The 17,449-nt window shown below is 61.4% G+C and carries 16 protein-coding genes; 5 read left to right on the forward strand and 11 right to left on the reverse strand.

The window, feature by feature from the left end; genetic code table 11:
- Positions 1-2: 2 nt before the first annotated feature.
- From AAC126_RS07540 to AAC126_RS07555, 4 genes are all read right to left on the reverse strand, one after another.
- A complete protein-coding gene (locus AAC126_RS07540) occupies positions 3-887 on the reverse strand; it encodes a lipid A biosynthesis lauroyl acyltransferase (RefSeq protein ID WP_339851722.1) in 885 nt (294 codons plus the stop codon).
- Between the two features lie 92 nt (positions 888-979).
- Positions 980-1,546 (reverse strand): peroxiredoxin-like family protein, encoded by a 567-nt coding sequence (locus tag AAC126_RS07545; protein ID WP_339851724.1) that lies wholly within the window; start codon positions 1,544-1,546, stop codon positions 980-982.
- A gap of 140 nt (positions 1,547-1,686) precedes the next feature.
- Entirely contained in the window at positions 1,687-2,301 is a 615-nt protein-coding gene (locus tag AAC126_RS07550; protein WP_339851726.1) for a TetR/AcrR family transcriptional regulator, read from the reverse strand.
- Positions 2,302-2,494: 193 nt separating this feature from the next.
- The gene (locus AAC126_RS07555) at positions 2,495-2,986 is read right to left on the reverse strand and encodes a tRNA (cytidine(34)-2'-O)-methyltransferase (protein ID WP_339851728.1); all 492 of its coding nucleotides are present in this window, start codon (positions 2,984-2,986) and stop codon (positions 2,495-2,497) included.
- Between the two features lie 197 nt (positions 2,987-3,183).
- Here AAC126_RS07555 and petA point away from each other — a divergent pair, with 197 nt between their 5' ends.
- The 3 genes from petA to AAC126_RS07570 are packed head-to-tail and all read left to right on the forward strand — an operon-like array spanning position 3,184 to position 5,753.
- The gene (gene petA, locus AAC126_RS07560) at positions 3,184-3,714 is read left to right on the forward strand and encodes a ubiquinol-cytochrome c reductase iron-sulfur subunit (protein WP_339851729.1); all 531 of its coding nucleotides are present in this window, start codon (positions 3,184-3,186) and stop codon (positions 3,712-3,714) included.
- 12 nt (positions 3,715-3,726) lie between these two features.
- Positions 3,727-4,983, forward strand: a complete 1,257-nt coding sequence (locus AAC126_RS07565) for a cytochrome b/b6 (RefSeq protein ID WP_339851731.1) — start codon at positions 3,727-3,729, stop codon at positions 4,981-4,983.
- A gap of 5 nt (positions 4,984-4,988) precedes the next feature.
- A complete protein-coding gene (locus AAC126_RS07570; RefSeq protein ID WP_339851787.1) occupies positions 4,989-5,753 on the forward strand; it encodes a cytochrome c1 in 765 nt (254 codons plus the stop codon).
- 103 nt (positions 5,754-5,856) lie between these two features.
- On the opposite strand, the gene AAC126_RS07575 is transcribed toward AAC126_RS07570, so the two are convergent.
- Positions 5,857-6,957, reverse strand: a complete 1,101-nt coding sequence (locus AAC126_RS07575; protein WP_339851732.1) for a two-component system response regulator — start codon at positions 6,955-6,957, stop codon at positions 5,857-5,859.
- An 8-nt stretch (positions 6,958-6,965) separates the two neighbouring features.
- Complete coding sequence (locus tag AAC126_RS07580) at positions 6,966-10,430, reverse strand: response regulator (RefSeq protein ID WP_339851734.1); 3,465 nt, start codon at positions 10,428-10,430, stop codon at positions 6,966-6,968.
- 461 nt (positions 10,431-10,891) lie between these two features.
- Between AAC126_RS07580 and AAC126_RS07585 the strand changes: the two genes are divergently transcribed.
- Positions 10,892-11,779: an S-methyl-5'-thioadenosine phosphorylase gene (locus AAC126_RS07585; RefSeq protein WP_339851736.1), complete on the forward strand. Its 888-nt coding sequence runs from the start codon at positions 10,892-10,894 to the stop codon at positions 11,777-11,779.
- 48 nt (positions 11,780-11,827) lie between these two features.
- Positions 11,828-12,286, forward strand: a complete 459-nt coding sequence (locus tag AAC126_RS07590) for a tetratricopeptide repeat protein (RefSeq protein WP_339851739.1) — start codon at positions 11,828-11,830, stop codon at positions 12,284-12,286.
- Positions 12,287-12,481: 195 nt separating this feature from the next.
- Here the strand turns inward: AAC126_RS07590 and AAC126_RS07595 are convergent, their stop codons facing one another.
- From AAC126_RS07595 to AAC126_RS07615, 5 genes are all read right to left on the reverse strand, one after another.
- Positions 12,482-12,766 (reverse strand): GIY-YIG nuclease family protein, encoded by a 285-nt coding sequence (locus AAC126_RS07595; RefSeq protein ID WP_339851742.1) that lies wholly within the window; start codon positions 12,764-12,766, stop codon positions 12,482-12,484.
- Between the two features lie 191 nt (positions 12,767-12,957).
- A complete protein-coding gene (locus AAC126_RS07600) occupies positions 12,958-13,620 on the reverse strand; it encodes an HAD family phosphatase (protein ID WP_339851746.1) in 663 nt (220 codons plus the stop codon).
- A 255-nt stretch (positions 13,621-13,875) separates the two neighbouring features.
- Entirely contained in the window at positions 13,876-15,018 is a 1,143-nt protein-coding gene (locus AAC126_RS07605) for an acyl-CoA dehydrogenase family protein (RefSeq protein ID WP_339851748.1), read from the reverse strand.
- Positions 15,019-15,030: 12 nt separating this feature from the next.
- Positions 15,031-16,230, reverse strand: coding sequence for an acyl-CoA dehydrogenase family protein (locus tag AAC126_RS07610; RefSeq protein WP_339851750.1), 1,200 nt, complete (start codon positions 16,228-16,230; stop codon positions 15,031-15,033).
- A gap of 12 nt (positions 16,231-16,242) precedes the next feature.
- Entirely contained in the window at positions 16,243-17,424 is a 1,182-nt protein-coding gene (locus AAC126_RS07615; RefSeq protein ID WP_339851753.1) for an acetyl-CoA C-acyltransferase, read from the reverse strand.
- Between the last annotated feature and the right edge of the window lie 25 nt (positions 17,425-17,449).

Raw genomic sequence — 17,449 nt, forward strand, 5'->3', positions numbered from 1 at the left:
TTTTAATCCGGCCAGCGCCGGTGTACCCAGAACCATTCCGACGGCCGTTCACGGATCCAGTCTTCGATCATGCTGGTTGCCGTCTGGGTCAGAAGGCGCACAGCCTCTTTCCGGTCGGCCGTGTCCGGCTTTGCCAGCGGCGGGTAGATCGTTGCCCGGAACCGGGCGCCGGGCAGCCGCTCGACCCGGGTCGGATAGATGTCGCAGTCGAGCATCTGGGCAAATTCGGCAAAGGCGCTGGGTGTCATGGCCTTCCGCCCGAAGAAGGTGGCGGGGATGCCCTCCCGCAATTTCTGATCGATCAGCAGGGCAACGGACCGGTTCTGCTTCAGGATTTTCAGCAACTCCCGCGCGGCACGCGGCCCCTTGGCGACCAGTTGCACGTCCGGGTGCGGCCTCCGGGCTTCGAACAGGTCGCTCATGTAGGGATTGTTCGGCCGCCGGAATACCGGGTTCACCGGAAGCCCCCTGAGAGCCGATGCGATCGGCAGGACCTCCCAGTTCGCCATATGGGCGGAGAAGAAGACGGCGGGGCGCGGGTTGGCCGCTATGTCTTCAAGCAACTCTCCACCATGGACTTCAAGGCGCGTGCCGGCCTCGGCCTTTATGGTGTCGTGGTGCGGGTATTCGGCGGCGGTGCGACCGAGATTATCCCACATGCCCCGCAGAATGCCGGCGATCTCGCCCGGATCCTTTTCCGGGAAAGCACGCTCCAGATTGGTGCGGGCGGTACGGTGCGCGGGCAGAAAGGGCCCCACGATCTGCAGCACTTTTCCGCCGATCCAGGAAGAAACCGTGAGCGGCAGCTGGCGGATCACGAAAAGCAGCCCGCCCACAAGGGTGGCTTCGGCACGGAAACGGAGTGTCTTTAGCGGATGATTTGTCACGCAGCCCTAGTAGCCCAAGCCCGGTGCCGGTGCCAGCCAAATTCGGGTGTGCAAGAGAGGGGAAGCCATGGACAGGCTTCCCCTGCTTGTCGTTACTCGGCTGCTTGAGCCAGGTGATCGACAATTTCGCCGCGACCCGGATAATTGTTCGCCAGCACGAAATCGAGCGCCTTCAGGATGGCCGCGAAATCCGGGCGGGCGAACGGCATGGTCTGGATGCTGGCGAAATAGAGCTCGCCGTTCGGCCGGACAAGAAACAGGCCCGGCTCGACGAACAGCTTCGGCTCTTCGATACCGACAGAGGTCTTGCCGCGTCCGGAGGAGATATACAGACCCCATTCCCGCGCCTTGTCGAGAGTCAGGCCGTACCCGAGTGTCAGGTTCTCCAGTTTCCAGTCTTCCCTGGACTGCCGGGCACGGTCGGCATCGTCACTGGACAGCGCGATAACCTCGACGCCGCGTTCCTTGAAGTCGGCGAGCTTGCGGTCGAGGTCCTTCAGATACATGCCGCAGATCGGGCAGTGCAGGCCGCGATAGACAACAATCAGGGTGAAGTTTTCCGGTTTTGCATCGGCAAGGCTCCAGCTTCCGCCGCCGACTGTATCGACGGAAAGGGCTGGAACCTGCTGGCGCGGAAAGAGCGGTGTGAGCTGTGTCATGGATGTTTTCCCGTGGCTGAATTCGATGAGATTAAATATGGAACGGATGTTCCAGAATGCAATATGAATAGTTACGCCTCAAGAAAACGTGTCCTGGGGATGTGCGGGCGCGGGGTGCTGGGGGATGAAGCGGGAGGAGCTTACTCGGCAGCGACCGGAAGGTCGGGCTGCTGGCCTTCGATGACGGATAGTGCGCTGCTGACCACATCGCGCAAGGTTTCGGCATTCGCGTCGGCGCGTGCGAATACACGAATGCCGTTCGTGGTCGCCGTCAGGAAGCGAGCCACTGCCCGGGCGTCGACCTTTGGGGAGATTTCGCCTTCGCTCTGCGCCCGCCGGAGGGTCTGGTGGAAAATTTCTTCAACCCGGGCGAAGCTGTCGCGAAGTATTCCGCCGATGACGGGGTCGTGCGGGGCGAGTTCCACCACGGAATTGGTGATCAGGCAGCCGAGCTTGCGGCCATCTCCGACGGAAAACGCGATCAGATCCTCGAAATAGGTGCGGATCGCCTCCAGGGCCGATTCCGTCTCGATCATCTTGCTGAGGCGTTTGGCGCTGACATTTGAAATGTAATAATCGACCGAGGCCTGAAAGAGACCGCGCTTGTCACCGAAGGTATCGTACATCGAACCCCGGTTGATGCCGGTCGCGTCGACCAGATCCTGCACGGACGTGGCCTCGTATCCGCGCCGCCAGAAAGCCTGCATTGCTTTCTCGAGGACTTCGGATCGGTCGAATTCTTTTTGCCTGGCCATGAGTTTAGGATGGTTGCTGCGCCTGGAATGTCAAGGTTTGGACTGCGTTAGAGGCAAGAATAGGTGCGATTCGGCTAAAATCAGGTTAACCGATATTGTCTCTCCCTTGCCCTTGCAGAGAGGATCTGCGGGGGAAGGAAATGAAGGAGGCGGGTTTTCTTGCAGAATGCTTGAAGACGATCCGGAAACACCGTCATGCAGGTTTCGCTTTATTCGCCATCTGGTCGGGCGGGGCAGCATGTTCAAATCCGGTTTGCCGTAACGCTTCCCAGGCAGCAATGGAAGCGCTGACCGCGAGATTGAGGGATCTGAGCCCGCTCTGCATCGGAATGGCGATGCGGGCATCTGCGTGAGTGTGAACCTCTTCCGGCACGCCGGCGGATTCCCGGCCGAACAGCAATATGTCGTTCGCCTTGAAGGTAAAATCCTGCAGCGCGGTATCGGCTTTTGTGGTCAGGAGAATCAGGCGCCCGGCTGTTCTCTGCTCCAGAAAACGCTCCCATGAATTATGCCGCATCCAGTCCACATGATCGATATAATCCATGCCGGCGCGGCGCATCCGGGCATCGCTCAGGGCGAAGCCGCAAGGCTCGATTATGTCGACGGGAAACCCGAAACAGGCGGCCAGACGGAGAATGGTACCGGTATTTTGTGGGATATCCGGTTGATACAGCGCTATTCGCACGGGCAGGGGCCTATTGCTGACAGGAGGCTAGGGAGGCTTTGCAATTGGTTTCTGGGTGCAGTATAGGACGATGCAATAGCGTCAGAGCAGGATTTTTGCCTGCGGGTAACGCGCGACCCTGTGTCGCACTCACAGCGGCGGGGGACGATATAAGTTCCTTGACGAATCAATAAGTGGGCGAGAGGTGCTGATTTACAATGGCTGAGGTAGAAGAAGGCGCGACACGGCGCGACTTTATCAATGTCGCCAGTGGCGCGGTTGGCGCGATTGGTATCGCGGCCGCGGCTTGGCCGTTCATCAACCAAATGAACCCGGCGGCCGACACGCTGGCTCTCTCGAGCACGGAGGTTGATATCTCCGGGGTCGAGGAAGGCATGTCGATCACTGTCGTGTGGCGCGGCAAGCCGGTCTTTGTCCGTCATCGCACGGCGAAGGAAATCGAAGAGGCAAAGGATGTCGATCTCGACGAGTTGCGAGACCCGACACCGGACGCCGATCGCGTGCAGAAGCCGGAATGGCTGATCCTGGTCGGGATCTGCACCCATCTTGGTTGCGTTCCGCTTGGTCAGAAGACGACCGAGCCGCGCGGCGATTACGATGGCTGGTTCTGCCCGTGCCATGGATCTCATTACGACAGCTCCGGACGGATTCGCAAAGGCCCGGCACCGCTGAACCTTGCCGTGCCGCCATACGTCTTTACCGGCGACACCGCGATTAAAATCGGTTGAGGAGCGTGATCGATGAGCACTGCTAATTTTACCAATCCGGTTGTCCGGTGGGTTGATCACCGTCTGCCGATCTTCAGTTTCCTGCACCATGAGGCGCACGAATATCCGACCCCGAAGAACCTCAGCTACTGGTGGAACTTCGGCTCGCTGGCCGGCATCATGCTGGTCATCATGCTGGTCACGGGCATCACGCTCGCCATGCACTACACGCCGCATGTTGACTATGCCTTCAATTCCGTCGAGCGCATCATGCGCGACGTCAATTCGGGCTGGCTGATTCGCTACATTCACATGAACGGCGCCAGCTTCTTCTTCATCGCCGTCTACATCCACATTTTCCGCGGTCTGTATTACGGGTCCTACAAGGCCCCGCGTGAGCTGCTCTGGATGCTGGGCGTGGTGATCATGCTGCTGATGATGGCAACCGCCTTCATGGGCTACGTGCTTCCCTGGGGCCAGATGAGCTTCTGGGGCGCCACCGTCATCACCAACCTGTTCTCCGCTATACCGATCGTCGGCGAGCATATCGTCACCTGGCTGTGGGGCGGTTTCTCCGTCGACAACCCGACCTTGAACCGGTTCTTCGCGCTGCATTACCTGCTGCCGTTCGTGATCTTCGCGGTCGTCGTGCTGCACATCATCGCGCTGCACCGTTTCGGCTCGAACAACCCGCTGGGTATCGACGTGAAGGGCCCGCAGGACACGATCCCGTTCCATCCGTACTACACCGTCAAGGATGCGTTCGGCCTCTTCGTCTTCCTGATCCCGTTCGCCTTCTTCGTGTTCTTCGCGCCGAACTTCATGGGCCATCCGGACAACTACATTCCGGCCAACCCGCTGGTCACACCGGCGCACATCGTACCTGAATGGTACTTCCTGCCGTTCTACGCGATCCTGCGCGCGGTTCCGGACAAGCTGTTCGGCGTGCTGGCCATGTTCGGTGCCATCGCGGTTCTGTTCATCCTGCCCTGGCTCGACCGGTCTCCGGTGCGCAGCGGCAGCTTCCGGCCGGTCTTCAAGATCTTCTTCTGGCTGCTGTTCGTTGACTGCATCGCGCTGACATGGCTCGGCGGCAAGCCGGCCGAAGGCTGGTACGTCACCGCGTCCCGGATCGCCACGGTCTATTACTTCTTCTACTTCCTCGTTGCGCTTCCGCTGCTCTCGATCTTCGAGACACCGAAACCGCTGCCGAAGAGCATCAGTGAATCCGTGCTCGGCGGCTCTGGTGGACCTGCCGCCGCGCCTGCTGCTGCGAAGGAGAAAGCATAATGGGTATGAAATCTCTGATCGCGGCGACGGTTGCTTTCGCGGCTCTCGCCATGAATGGTCCGGCGGCGCATGCCTCTGGTGAGGCCATTCACCTGGAAAAGCAGGACTGGTCCTTCTCAGGCCTGTTCGGCACCTTCGACCGGGCGGCCGCACAGCGCGGCCTCCAGGTCTACCGGGAAGTCTGCTCGACCTGCCACTCGCTGAACTTCATCTCCTTCCGGAATCTGGCCGATCTCGGCTATTCGGAAGAGGAAGTGAAAGCGATCGCGGCCGAATATGAAGTTGTCGATGGCCCGAACGACGATGGTGAGATGTTCACCCGCGCCGGCACCCCGTCGGATCGCTTCGTTCCGCCGTTCCCGAACGATAAGGCCGCACGGGCCGGTAATGGCGGCGCCCTGCCGCCGGACCTGTCCCTCATCGTCGAGGCGCGTGCCGGGTTCGAGGATTACATTTACGGCGTCCTGACCGGGTATGGCGAGGCGCCGGAAGGTGTCCACGTCGCGGACGGCATGCACTACAACAAGGCCTTCCCGGGTCACCAGATCGCCATGGGGCAGCCGCTCTATGAAGATGGCGTGACCTATTCGGACGGCACCAAGGCTTCAATCGAGCAGATGGCCAAGGATGTAACGACATTCCTGACCTGGGCGGCCGAGCCGAACCTGGAAGCGCGCAAGCGGACCGGTGTCGCAGTGATCCTGTTCCTGATCGTCGCTAGCGGCCTGTTCTATGCTTCCAAGCGGAAGATCTGGGCCAACGTGCATTAAGCATCCAGACATTGTTGCTAAAAAAGGCCGCGTCAGCAGACGCGGCCTTTTTTCATTTCAGCAATAATGGGTCAGCCGGAAATAGTTTAGTCCCGGAAACAGCTTAGTCAGCGTGAGAGGCGGCGATTTCCTGGAACCGGTCTGTCAGGGCAAGGAAGGTCTCTACAATGTCGGGATCGAACTGGGTGCCACTGCCCTTCCGGATCTCCTCCACGGCCGTCTCGTGCGGGAAGGCGGGCTTGTAGGCCCGTTTGGAGATCAGGGCGTCATAGACGTCCGCTACAGCCATCACACGGCCCGTAATGGGGATATCGTCCCCTGCCAGCCCTTGCGGGTATCCTGTGCCGTCCCAGCGTTCGTGGTGGGTCAGGGCAATTTCCCGGGCCAGGCGCAGGAATGACCGCTCGTCTCCCGATCCGGCAACCGTCTCCGCCCGCACCAGGGCCTCGTGGCCAAGCGTGGTATGGGTCTTCATCACCTCGAACTCTTCGGGCGTGAGGCGGCCGGGTTTCAGCAGGACCGAATCCGGCACACCGACTTTTCCGATATCGTGCAGCGGCGCGGAGCGGTACAGCAGGTCGATTGTCTCGGGCTGGAGAAAGTCCGAGAACCGCGGATGCTCCCTGAGTGCTTCGGCGAGCACCTTTACATAGTCCTGCGTGCGGCGAATATGGTTCCCGGTCTCATTGTCCCGTGTTTCGGCAAGTGACGCGAGTGCGACAATCGTGGCGTCGCGGATGGCCCTGATATCCTCCGTACGCTGGCGGACTTCGCTTTCCAGATAGCTGTTCTGGTCGCGCAGCACATCGGCGGCCCGCTTCAGCTGCAGGTGATTGCGGACGCGGGTCAGCACGATCGGCGGGCTGATCGGCTTGGAGATATAGTCCACCGCCCCAAGGTCGAGGCCGTAATGCTCGTCTTCCTGGTTGCTGCGGGCGGTCAGGAAGACGATTGGAATGTCGCGCGTGGCCGGATCCGCTTTCAGGCGGCGGCAAACCTCGTAGCCATCCATCTCCGGCATCATCACATCGAGAAGAATGAGATCCGGCTGGGGATCCGCCGCCGCTATGGTCAGGCCGCGCTGTCCGGAGTTCGCGATCTTCACCTTGTAACGGTCTTTCAGAAGGCGGCTCATCAAAGCCAGATTGTCCGGCGTGTCGTCGATGACGAGGATGGTTCTGAGGCGGGAGGTCGTATCCATCATTCTTCCGGTCATTGCCTCGCTGGAGAGGTGGTTTCCACTGCGGCACAGATCGAATGCGCCTGTTCGAAATCGAAGCGGCCGATCGCGGCTTCGACTTCCGAGAACCGGACGCCGCCCAGAATCGGACGCAGCGCGGCACCTTGTTCTGCCAGTACGTCCTGAGCTTCGGCATCGTCGTCCGCAAGCAGTGCGATAAGCTGGGCAAGAGCAGCGTGCCCGGCCTCGGTTGCTTCCGTCTCCGTGCCGTTCTGATGATCCGGAAGAATGGACAGCTCGGCGGCTTCCAGCGAGGCCAGAATCGGCTCCAGTTCCGCCGAGAACCGGTCGAGCCGCTCCGTGATGTCGCCTGCGCCGGCCTGTTCCCTGATAGCCGTTTCCAGAGCGCGCGCCGCTTCGGAGAGCGACAGGGCGCCGATATTTCCGGCGACAGACCGTGCTGTATGGGCTTCCCGCTCGGCGGTTTCAGTGTCGCCGGCCGCAAGGGCCTCGGTTATGCGATGAACGGCTGATGACTGGCCTTCAAGGAAACGGGCAAGCATCCGGGCATATTCCTGCCGGTCCCCCAGGACCCGCTTGAGCCCCGTCTCGACGTCAATACTGTCATGCAGGTCGAAGCCGGGACCGGTCTGGCTGTCATTGTCCTGGGAGGGCAGAGTGTGCGAAAGCGCCCCTTCAATGCCAAGAACGCGATGCAGAACGGAATAGAGAATGTCCGGGTCGATCGGCTTGGCGATATGGTCATCCATGCCGGCTTCCAGGCAACGCTCCCTGTCACCGCTCAGGGCATTCGCGGTCATCGCGACGATGGGCACCGGCCAATCCGGGAAACGCTGGCGGATTTCGCGTGTAGCGGTAAATCCGTCCATGACCGGCATCTGGATATCCATGAGGATGGCGTCATATTGGGTGCTTTCCACGAGAGCGACAGCCTCGGCACCATTTTCCGCGATTTCAGGTGTGGCGCCAAAGGCGCGCAGCAGGCCGAGAGCCACGTCCCGGTTCAGCTCATTGTCCTCGACGACAAGGATACGGCGGCGGGCGAGGAACAGCGGCACGGGGTTGCTGGCGCCGGAGGGGTGTTTGGGGTTGGCCTCCACGGGATCATGCCGCAGGACCCGGAGCGCGGAATTGAACAGCTCGGACGGGTTGAGGGGCTTGATCAGGATCTCGTCGATCTCGGCCTCTGCCGCGGCATTCATCACATCGTCGCGGCCATAGGCCGTGGCCAGGACATAACCGGTTTTCTTGCCCGACAGGTTTTCTCGCCGCAAATGACGGATTGTTTCTATCCCGTCCATCTCCGGCATGCGCCAGTCCGCGAAAACAAGATCGAAATGGGCGCCGCTCCTGACCAGCTCGATTGCCGCCGGGCCGTTATCGACGCTTTCGACCACGAAGGACATCGATTTCAGCATCTCGCAAATGGCGTGGTTTGCCGATGCATTGTCTTCAACGACAAGGACTTTACGGCCCCGGAGATCACGGCTCGACAGGCGCTTTGCGCTTGATCGCTCCGCCAGCTCCAGTCGGAGATCGAGCCAGAATGTGGTCCCTTTGCCGGGCTCGCTCTCGACCTGAACGGTTCCGCCCATCATACCGGCGAGCCTTTGCGAGATGGCAAGCCCAAGGCCGGTTCCGCCAAACTTGCGTGTGGTCGACTCGTCCGCCTGCTGGAAGGAACGGAACAGTTTCTTCAATTGCTCGTCGGTGATGCCGATACCGGTATCGCGGACGGAGAACCGCAAGAGGGCCGAGGTTTCCGATTTTTCCAGCAGTTTGGTGGCGATGCAGACTTCACCGGTTTCGGTGAATTTGACGGCGTTGTTCGCCAGATTGATCAGGATCTGGCTGAGGCGGAGAGGATCGCCGCGAAAATTGCGCGGCAGATCCGTCGGGACTTCAAAGATCAACTCCAGACACTTGGCGGCGCTGCGTTCGGCCACGACCGAGGAAATGCTTTCCAGGATCTCATCAAGCTCGAAGTCGGTTTCCTCCAGGACAAGCTCGCCGGCCTCGACCTTCGAGAAGTCGAGAATATCATTGATGATCTTCAGCAGGTGACCGCCGGACTGGTGGATCTTCCGGGCATATTCCGACTGTATCCGGTCGAGATTGGTCCTGAGGAGCAGGTGCGCCATGCCGATGATCGGGTTGAGCGGTGTCCGGATCTCGTGGCTCATATTCGCGAGGAACAGTGACTTGGCCTTGTTGGCGGCCTCGGCTTCCTCGCGGGCCTGCACGAGTTCGGCATGGTTTTGCTTGCGCTCGGTGATATCGTTCATCACGCCGATATAGAGCGGCTTGCCCTCAAGCTGGGTCTCGCTGATGGCGAGATCGATCGGTACGGGGCTGCCATCCTTGCGGCGGCCGGTGACTTCCCGGCCGATGCCTATGATCTTTCGCTCACCGGTCTGCAGGTAATGTGCGAGATAATTGTCATGATTGTCCGAATGCTCCGCCGGCATGATCATCGAGATGTTCTGCCCGAGGACTTCTTCGAGCGTGTATCCGAAAGTCGCCGTCGCGCCCGGGGACCAGTGCAGGATGGTGCCCTGCTGGTTGATGGTCACGATACCGGCATCGATATTGTCCATGATGGCCTGGAGGCGGGCATGGTTGGCCCGCGCCTCCAGCTCCAGGACCGCCCGGCGATCGATTTCCTGTCTGAGTTCCGAAGCTGTCTCGAACTGCCTGCCGGCGAAGGCGGCGGCCAGTGTGGCGGCACCAAAACAGACCACCAGCAGCGTGATGACAATGGCCATGGTCGTCGGATCAAGGGTGCTTTCCGTCCCGAGCACGTTGGTCAGGGGAAAGAACAGGGCTGCCTGCATCGCCGTGTAATGCATACCGGCGACGCTGCAGCCCATGACGATCGCGGCAACCGGAATGGCCAGTGGCCGGAACGCATCCACGCTGCGGAGCAGGACGAGAATGCCAAGAGAGACAAAGGCCAGGACAACGGCAACCAGAACCGAGAGCGCGACCGTATAGACATCATACAGGAGCAGGGCATCGAGCCGCATCGCGGCCATTCCGGCATAATGCATGGCGCCGATGCCGCCGCCTTGCAGAACGGCGCCGATGGAGAGTTCGCGGAATGTGATCCTGTCGCCCCGGCTGATCACCAGCAGGGAGACCGTGCTGGCGAGCATCCCGGGCACCATGGAGATGAGCGTGATGAGCGGATCGTAAGAAATACCGCAGGGCAGGGAGAAGGCGAGCATGCCGACAAAATGCATGCCCCAGATACCGCCGCCCATGCAGCCGCCACCCGCGGTCAGCCAGGCGGCGCGCGCGCGTTTGCTTTTTGCCGCGGCAATGCGGGCGGAGGTCGACAGGGCGACAATCGCCGCTATAACCGCAATGAATACTGACAGCGCCACGAGGCCGGGGCTATAGGTCCCTGGCAGGGCATTGGCTGGCTCAAAAGCCTCTTGGATCGGGGCAAAAAAACGATCGAGATACAGGTTCATGGCGCTCGTCAACGAAGGAGTCTTCGTGCAATGGGGCTGCTGCGTGGACTGGCGGGATAGGAGGGAAAGTTTTGGCCCGATGCCTGCCTGCTGCTGCGCTGGAAGTCTGTTTCAAAACTCCGGAAGTAGCGCTCCATATGGCTGGGCCGGGCCATCCGGGTAACACTACGTGGACTCAATTCCATATAGTTAAGCTAAAATCCCTAATAGAGAGTTATCGGGGAGCCTTTTAAATTGATCAACATCAATTTTTCTTCTCATAAAAGCGGTGCTTACGGGTGAAGGGCCCCGGATGCGGGGGGCTTGAAGCAGAGCTCTGCTGAATCTTTCCTGGTCTCCTGGTGGTCCGGTCATCGCGTTCCGGGAAAGCCTGCCCCCTCCGGAGGCGTTTTGCCGTTGGCAACGGCGCGGCCATCCGTTAGGCAGAGAGCCGAATAATTTCTGCAGAAAGGTTGCATCCCATGACGGCACTGACGCGTGACGCGGTTCTCGGCTTTATCGGTGGCAGTGGGATTTACGAGATAGACGGCCTTTCCAATACGCGCTGGGAGGAGGTCTCCTCGCCCTTCGGGACGCCGTCCGATCAACTTCTCTTTGGAGAACTGGATGGCCAGAAACTGGTCTTCCTGCCGCGCCATGGGCGTGGCCACAAGCTGAACCCGAGCGGGATCAACTACCGGGCCAATATCGACGCGATGAAGCGCGCCGGGGTGACGGACATCATCTCGCTCAGCGCCGTCGGATCGTTGAAGGAAGAATACGCGCCGGGCCATTTCGTGCTGATCGACCAGTTCATCGACCGCACCTTCGCCCGCGAGAAGACGTTCTTCACGAACGGATGCGCCGCCCATGTTTCCTTCTCCCATCCGGTCGCCGAAAGGCTCCAGGCGGCACTGGTCGAGGCTTGCAGGACGCTTGGCCTGCCGCACAGCGTGAACGGGACCTATATCTGTATGGAAGGCCCGCAATTCTCGACCTTCGCGGAGAGCACATTGTACCGTTCCTGGGGCTGTGATGTGGTCGGCATGACCAACATGCCGGAAGCCAAATTGGCCCGCGAGGCGGAGATCCCCTATGCCACCGTTGCCATGGTCACCGACTATGATTGCTGGCATCCGGAGCATGACAGCGTGACGGTCGAGCAGGTCATCAAGGTGCTGACCGGTAACGCGGAAAAGGCCCGCGACCTTGTGCGGGCCGTTGTCCCGATGCTGGCGAAGCGGCCTGAAGTGGACGAGCAGGGCGGCGACAATGCGTTGCAATATGCCCTGATCACGCATCCTGACGCGCGCGACCCGGAACTGGTCGCCAAGCTGGACGCCGTTGCGGGCCGGATTTTGGATGCCTGACGCTCTCCGGTGGTGCTATCGGCCGAGGCAGGGTAAGGTGGTTCCGTCATGGAACGAACCTCGCAAGACAGCTCGTCCCGAGTGGGGCGGGTGGTGAATATTGGCACGGCACGGCTGGAAAACCTTTATCGGCGGGTCACGAAAGACCAGCCGGAAAGCCCGCGCTCGCTCCACGTCAAGAGCATCCTGGCGATGCAGAACGGCCGGCATGACGAGGCCGCCCAGCTGGTTGGCCAGGCCGCCCTGCTTGATCCGGCGGACGCGGATCACCAGCGCCAGCTCGGCATGACCTGCTTCGAAGCAGGCTGGCTGGAACCCGCCGCTACCGCCCTGAACCGCGCCATCTATCTCAACCCCTCCGATCCGGAGCCGTGGTTCACCCTTGGCCAGGTTTTCGATGCCGCCAGCAACAAGGACCATGCCCGGACCTGCTACGAGCAATGCCTCGCCCTGAACCCGCGCTTCCACGATGCCCGCATCGCAATGGCTGAGATGGAGTTGGGGTAGGGATAACTCTTCCTCAATCGATAGCCCCGCGCGCCGATTACTCCTTCATTTACCGTTCATGTCTCAGCAGAGATTACCCTGTGATCCCTGGGTCCCCACGTGCGTGGGGATGACGGATTTTTGTATGGGGACCAGCTCTCCCTCAACCGTCATCCCCGCGCATGCGGGAACCCGGAAGATCGAAGGACTGAGCCTTTAAAACAGGTGTGCATAGAGATCGTGCCATCGCGGGTTGTGGCGTTCGATCATCTCGAGCTTCCAGCGCCGCCGCCATTTCTTCACCTGCCGTTCACGCCTGATCGCGCTGTCCATCGAGACGTGTTGTTCGAAATAAACAAGCGTCCGCACGCCGTACCGGGCGGTGAAACCGGGCACGTTGCCTGATCGGTGCTGGGATACCCTGCCGGCAAGATCCGAGGTCACTCCGGTATAGAGCGTCCCGTTCCGCTTGCTCGCAAGGATGTAGACGAAGGGCTGCATGGTTGAGACATGGAAGGGACAGCCGTTCTTTTTGCCTGTTTGTCGCAGGGTTGATTCTACGATCCCTGGGTCCCCGCGTTCGCGAGGATGACGAATTTTGTGTGAGGTCTCTCCTCCCCAGCCGTCATCCCCACGCACGTGGGGACCCAGGGAACACATGCTCGTCCGTCATCGCACCGTACAGAAAGAGCTCAGCCGAGGCGCTGCCGGAGCGCATCGTGATGGGAGAAGATCTCGCTTGCGCCGGCCTCCCGCAGCATGTCGGGCAGGTCCGGATCGCCGCCGCTTTCCCCGACATAGCCCCAGACCGTTATACCGGCCGCCGCTCCGGCGGTGACGCCCGTCACGCTATCCTCAATGACGAGGCATTCTCCGGGGGCGGCGCCGAGTTGCGCGGCGGCGAAGAGGAACATGTCGGGCGCGGGCTTGCCGTTCTTGACATCCTCAAGGGAGATCACGTGCGGAGCGAAATGCTTGTAGAGGCCGGTGTGGCGCAGCTTGCGTTCCAGTGAGGCGGCGTGGCTGTTCGAGGCGACGGCCTTGGGGCGTGTGATGCTGTCCAGCAGGGCCTCGATGCCGTCGGTGGGTTTCAGCGCGCGCTGATACTCCGCCCAGGTTCCGTCCTTGACGCCGTCATAGCTGCCTGCGGGCAGCGGTTTGCCGAAGGTTTCCAGATATTCCTGCTCGACCAGTTCCGCGAATTGCGGCCAGGCCTTGCCCTTGAAGCGCTTGCTGTAGGCGTGCGGATCGTAATGCAGCCCGAGCCTGGCGAGGAAGCCTCTGTAGTAGGTCCGGAGTATCGACTCTGAATTGATGAGGACGCCGTCGCAGTCGAAGATGATGGCGGAGAACATGGGAGCATCCGGTCAGAAGAAGGGAGCTCCGGTTTACGCAATTACGGTGCGGCTGTCACCGCTGGATGGGCCGTTGCCGCTAACCTAAACAAAACTGTCATCCCGCTCCCGTTCGTCACCCCGGCGCAGGCCGGGGCCCAGTGATCGTGGAGCACGGCCAGTCATCCCCTGGGTCCCGTCCTTCGACGGGATGACGAAGAAGGAACGGGACGACGAAGGGGGGATGACGGGCCTATATCGGGATACGCGGAGCGCTTAGGCCGCCGCGTCGGCCAGGATGGCGAAGCGTTCCTGGTGGTGATCGGTATCGCCGAACAGGTGGTCGAGCATAACCAGCCGCTTGGCATAATGCGCGACCGGGACTTCCCAGGTCATGCCGATGCCGCCATGCAACTGGATGGCCTGCTCGCCGACGAAGCGGGCGTGACGGCCGATGCCGGACTTGGCGGCACTCACGGCAAGCTCACGCACGTCCCGGGGCTCGCCCAGACGGGCAGCGGCCAGGATGGCCAGCGAACGGGCTTCCTCAAGTGCGATCCGCATCTCGACGGCCCGGTGCTGCAGCACCTGGAACTGGCTGAGAGCCTTGCCGAACTGCTTGCGGGTCTTCAGATATTCGACCGTTGTATCGACCGCCATGTTCATGGCTCCGACGGCTTCTCCGGAGAGCAGGATGATGGCCCGGGCGAGAACTTCCTCGATGGCCTGGAAACAGGCGCCCGGCGTGCCGAGGACCGCGTCCGCGCCAACCTCGACGCCGTCGAGCGCGATTTCGGCGACACGGGTGCCGTCGATAGCCGGCGTGCTGTGCAGCTTCATGTTCGCCGCCCCCTTGTCGACCAGGAACAGGCCGATGCCGTCCTCGTCGTCATGGGCGCCGCTGACGCGGGCGGAAACGATCAGGGTGTCTGCCTCGCCGCCATTGAGCACCACGGACTTGCGTCCGGTGAGCTTCCAGCCGCCGCCGACTTTCTCGGCCGTGGCCCGGACATGGGCTGTCTCGTAGCGGCCGTCCGGCTCGCCATGGGCGAAGGCCAGCAGTTTCTCGCCGCCGACAACAGCACCGAGGATCTCTTCCTTCTGGGCATCGGAGCCGAGCAGTTCGACCAGCCCGCCGCCGAGCACCACGGTCGAGAGATAGGGCTCGACAACCAGGCCCTGGCCTATTGCCTCACCGACGATCATCAGATCGATGCCGCCGCCGCCGAGGCCGCCGAAATCTTCCGGGAACGGCACGCCGAGCAGGCCGAGTTCGGCAAGCTGGCCCCAGACCTCGCGGGAGAAGCCTTCCTCTGACTCGGAAATCTTCTGCCGCTTTTCGAAATCATAGGTCTCGCGTACCAGGCGCTCGACCGTGTCCTTGAGCATCCGCTGCTCTTCGCTGAGCGAAAAATCCATGTTCCTGATCCCTTAGAGTCCGAGCCCGGCCTTGGCGATGATGTTCTTCTGGATCTCGTTCGATCCGCCATAGATGCTGAGCTTGCGCATGTTGAAATATTGCTGGGCCTTCGGCGCCGCGTAATCGGGGCCGACAGGCTCACCGTTGAAGCCCTCGTCAAGCGCTTCCGACTGGAACGGCAGCGCGTAGGGGCCGAGGGCACGGCGGCTGAGGTCGGTGATCTCCTGGCGGATTTCGGTGCCCCGGATCTTCAGGATCGAGCTTTCGAGACCCGGTGCGCCGCCGGACTGGACTTCGGCCAGTACGCGGAGATTGGTCATTTCCAGCGCCAGCAGGTCGATCTCCACCTTGGCGAGGCGATTGCGGAACAGCGGATCCTCGAGCAGCGGGCGGCCGTTCTTCATCTGGTCGCGGGCGATCGCCTTCAGATGCAGCAGACCGGCCTTGGAGGCGCCGACATTGGCGATGCCGGTGCGCTCATGGGTCAGCAGATACTTGGCGTAAGTCCAGCCCTTGTTCTCCTCGCCAACGATGTTTTCTGCGGGCACCTTCACATCGTCGAACCAGACCTCGTTCACCTCATGCTCGCCTTCGAGCAGGATGATCGGGCGGACGGTGATGCCCGGCGTCTTCATGTCGATCAGCAGGAAGGAGATGCCTTGCTGGGGCTTGGCCGCATCCGGATCGGTGCGGACCAGGCAGAAGATGTGGTCCGCATACTGGCCGAGCGTGGTCCAGGTCTTCTGGCCGTTGACGATATAATGATCGCCTTCGCGTTTCGCGCTGCAGCGCAGGGAGGCAAGGTCGGAGCCGGAGCCGGGTTCGGAATAGCCCTGGCACCACCAGTCGGTCAGGTCGAGGATGCGCGGCAGGTAATAGTCCTTCTGCTCCTGGCTGCCGAACTTCATGATCACCGGGGCGACCATGTTGACGCCGAAGGGCAGGATGCGCGGGGCGCCCGCGGAATAGCATTCCTCGTCGAAGATATGCTTCTGCACGGGCGTCCAGCCGGGGCCGCCATATTCCTTCGGCCAGTTCGTGGCCAGCCAGCCGCGCTTCGACAGCGCCTGGTGCCAGCGGAAATGATCGTCTTTGACCAGGCGTTTTCCGCCCTTCATCTTGGCCCGGATATCGTCCGGGAGATCGGACTGCAGGAAGGCGCGTACCTCTTCACGGAACGCCTGTTCCTCCGGGGTGAAATTCAAGTCCATTTTCCTGCTCCCTTATGCCACTTCAAAGAGCCCGGCGACGCCCATTCCGCCGCCGACGCACATCGTGGTCACTACATATTTCGCGCCGCGGCGCTTTCCTTCGATCAGGGCGTGCCCGACCATGCGCGCGCCGGTCATCCCGTAGGGATGGCCGATCGAGATCGAGCCGCCGTTTACGTTCAGTATATCGTCCGGAATGCCAAGTTTATCGCGGCAATAGAGAACCTGCGAGGCGAAGGCCTCGTTCAGCTCCCAAAGGCCGATATCCTCCAGCTTGACGCCGGTCCGCTCCAACAGGCGCGGTACGGCGAAGACCGGGCCAATGCCCATCTCGTCCGGCTCGCAACCGGCGGTGGCGAGGCCGCGAAAAATGCCGAGCGGCTCAAGTCCGCGCTGCTCCGCCAGCTTGCCGTCCATGATGATGCAGGCGGACGCGCCGTCGGAAAGCTGGCTGGAATTGCCGGCGGTGATGAAATGCCCGTCGCCGCGCACCGGAGCGAGGCCCGCGAGGCCCTCCTGTGTGGTGCCGGGCCGGTTGCATTCATCTTTTGTCAGGGTGACGGTCTCCCGGCTGACCTCGCCGGTTTCCTTGTTCTTCACCAGCTTCTCGACGGTGATCGGGACGATCTCGTCATCGAATTTACCGGCGCCTTGGGCGGCCGCCGTGCGCTGCTGGCTTTGTACGGAATAAGCGTCCTGGGCCTCGCGGCTGATGCCGTAGCGGGAGGCCACCAGATCCGCCGTCTCGATCATGGAATGATAGAGCTCGGGCTTATGCTCCATCAGCCAGGGCTCTTCCAGCCGTGTCTGGTTCAGATTGGCTTGTGTCAGGCTGATGGATTCAACGCCGCCCGCTGCCATCACCGGCACGCCATCGACGATGACGCGCTGGGCCGCCATGGCAATGGCCTGCAAGCCGGACGAGCAGAACCGGTTGACGGTAACGCCGCCGGCGGAAACCGGCAGACCGGCGCGGATCGCCGAGAGCCGTGCGATATTCTTGCCCGTTGCCGCTTCCGGCAGGCCGCAGCCAAGGATCACATCCTCGATCTCGCCCGGCTCGACACCGGCGCGCGTGACCGCATGTTCGAGCGCATGCCCGGCCATGGTCGCGCCGTGGGTGTCGTTAAAGGCGCCGCGAAAGGATTTTGCCAGTCCCGTGCGGGCGGTCGAAAGGACGACTGCCTCTTTCACTCTTCATTCCTCCCAAATGCTTTTC

The sequence above is a fragment of the uncultured Nisaea sp. genome (assembly GCF_963974195.1).
Lineage (GTDB): Bacteria > Pseudomonadota > Alphaproteobacteria > Thalassobaculales > Thalassobaculaceae > Nisaea.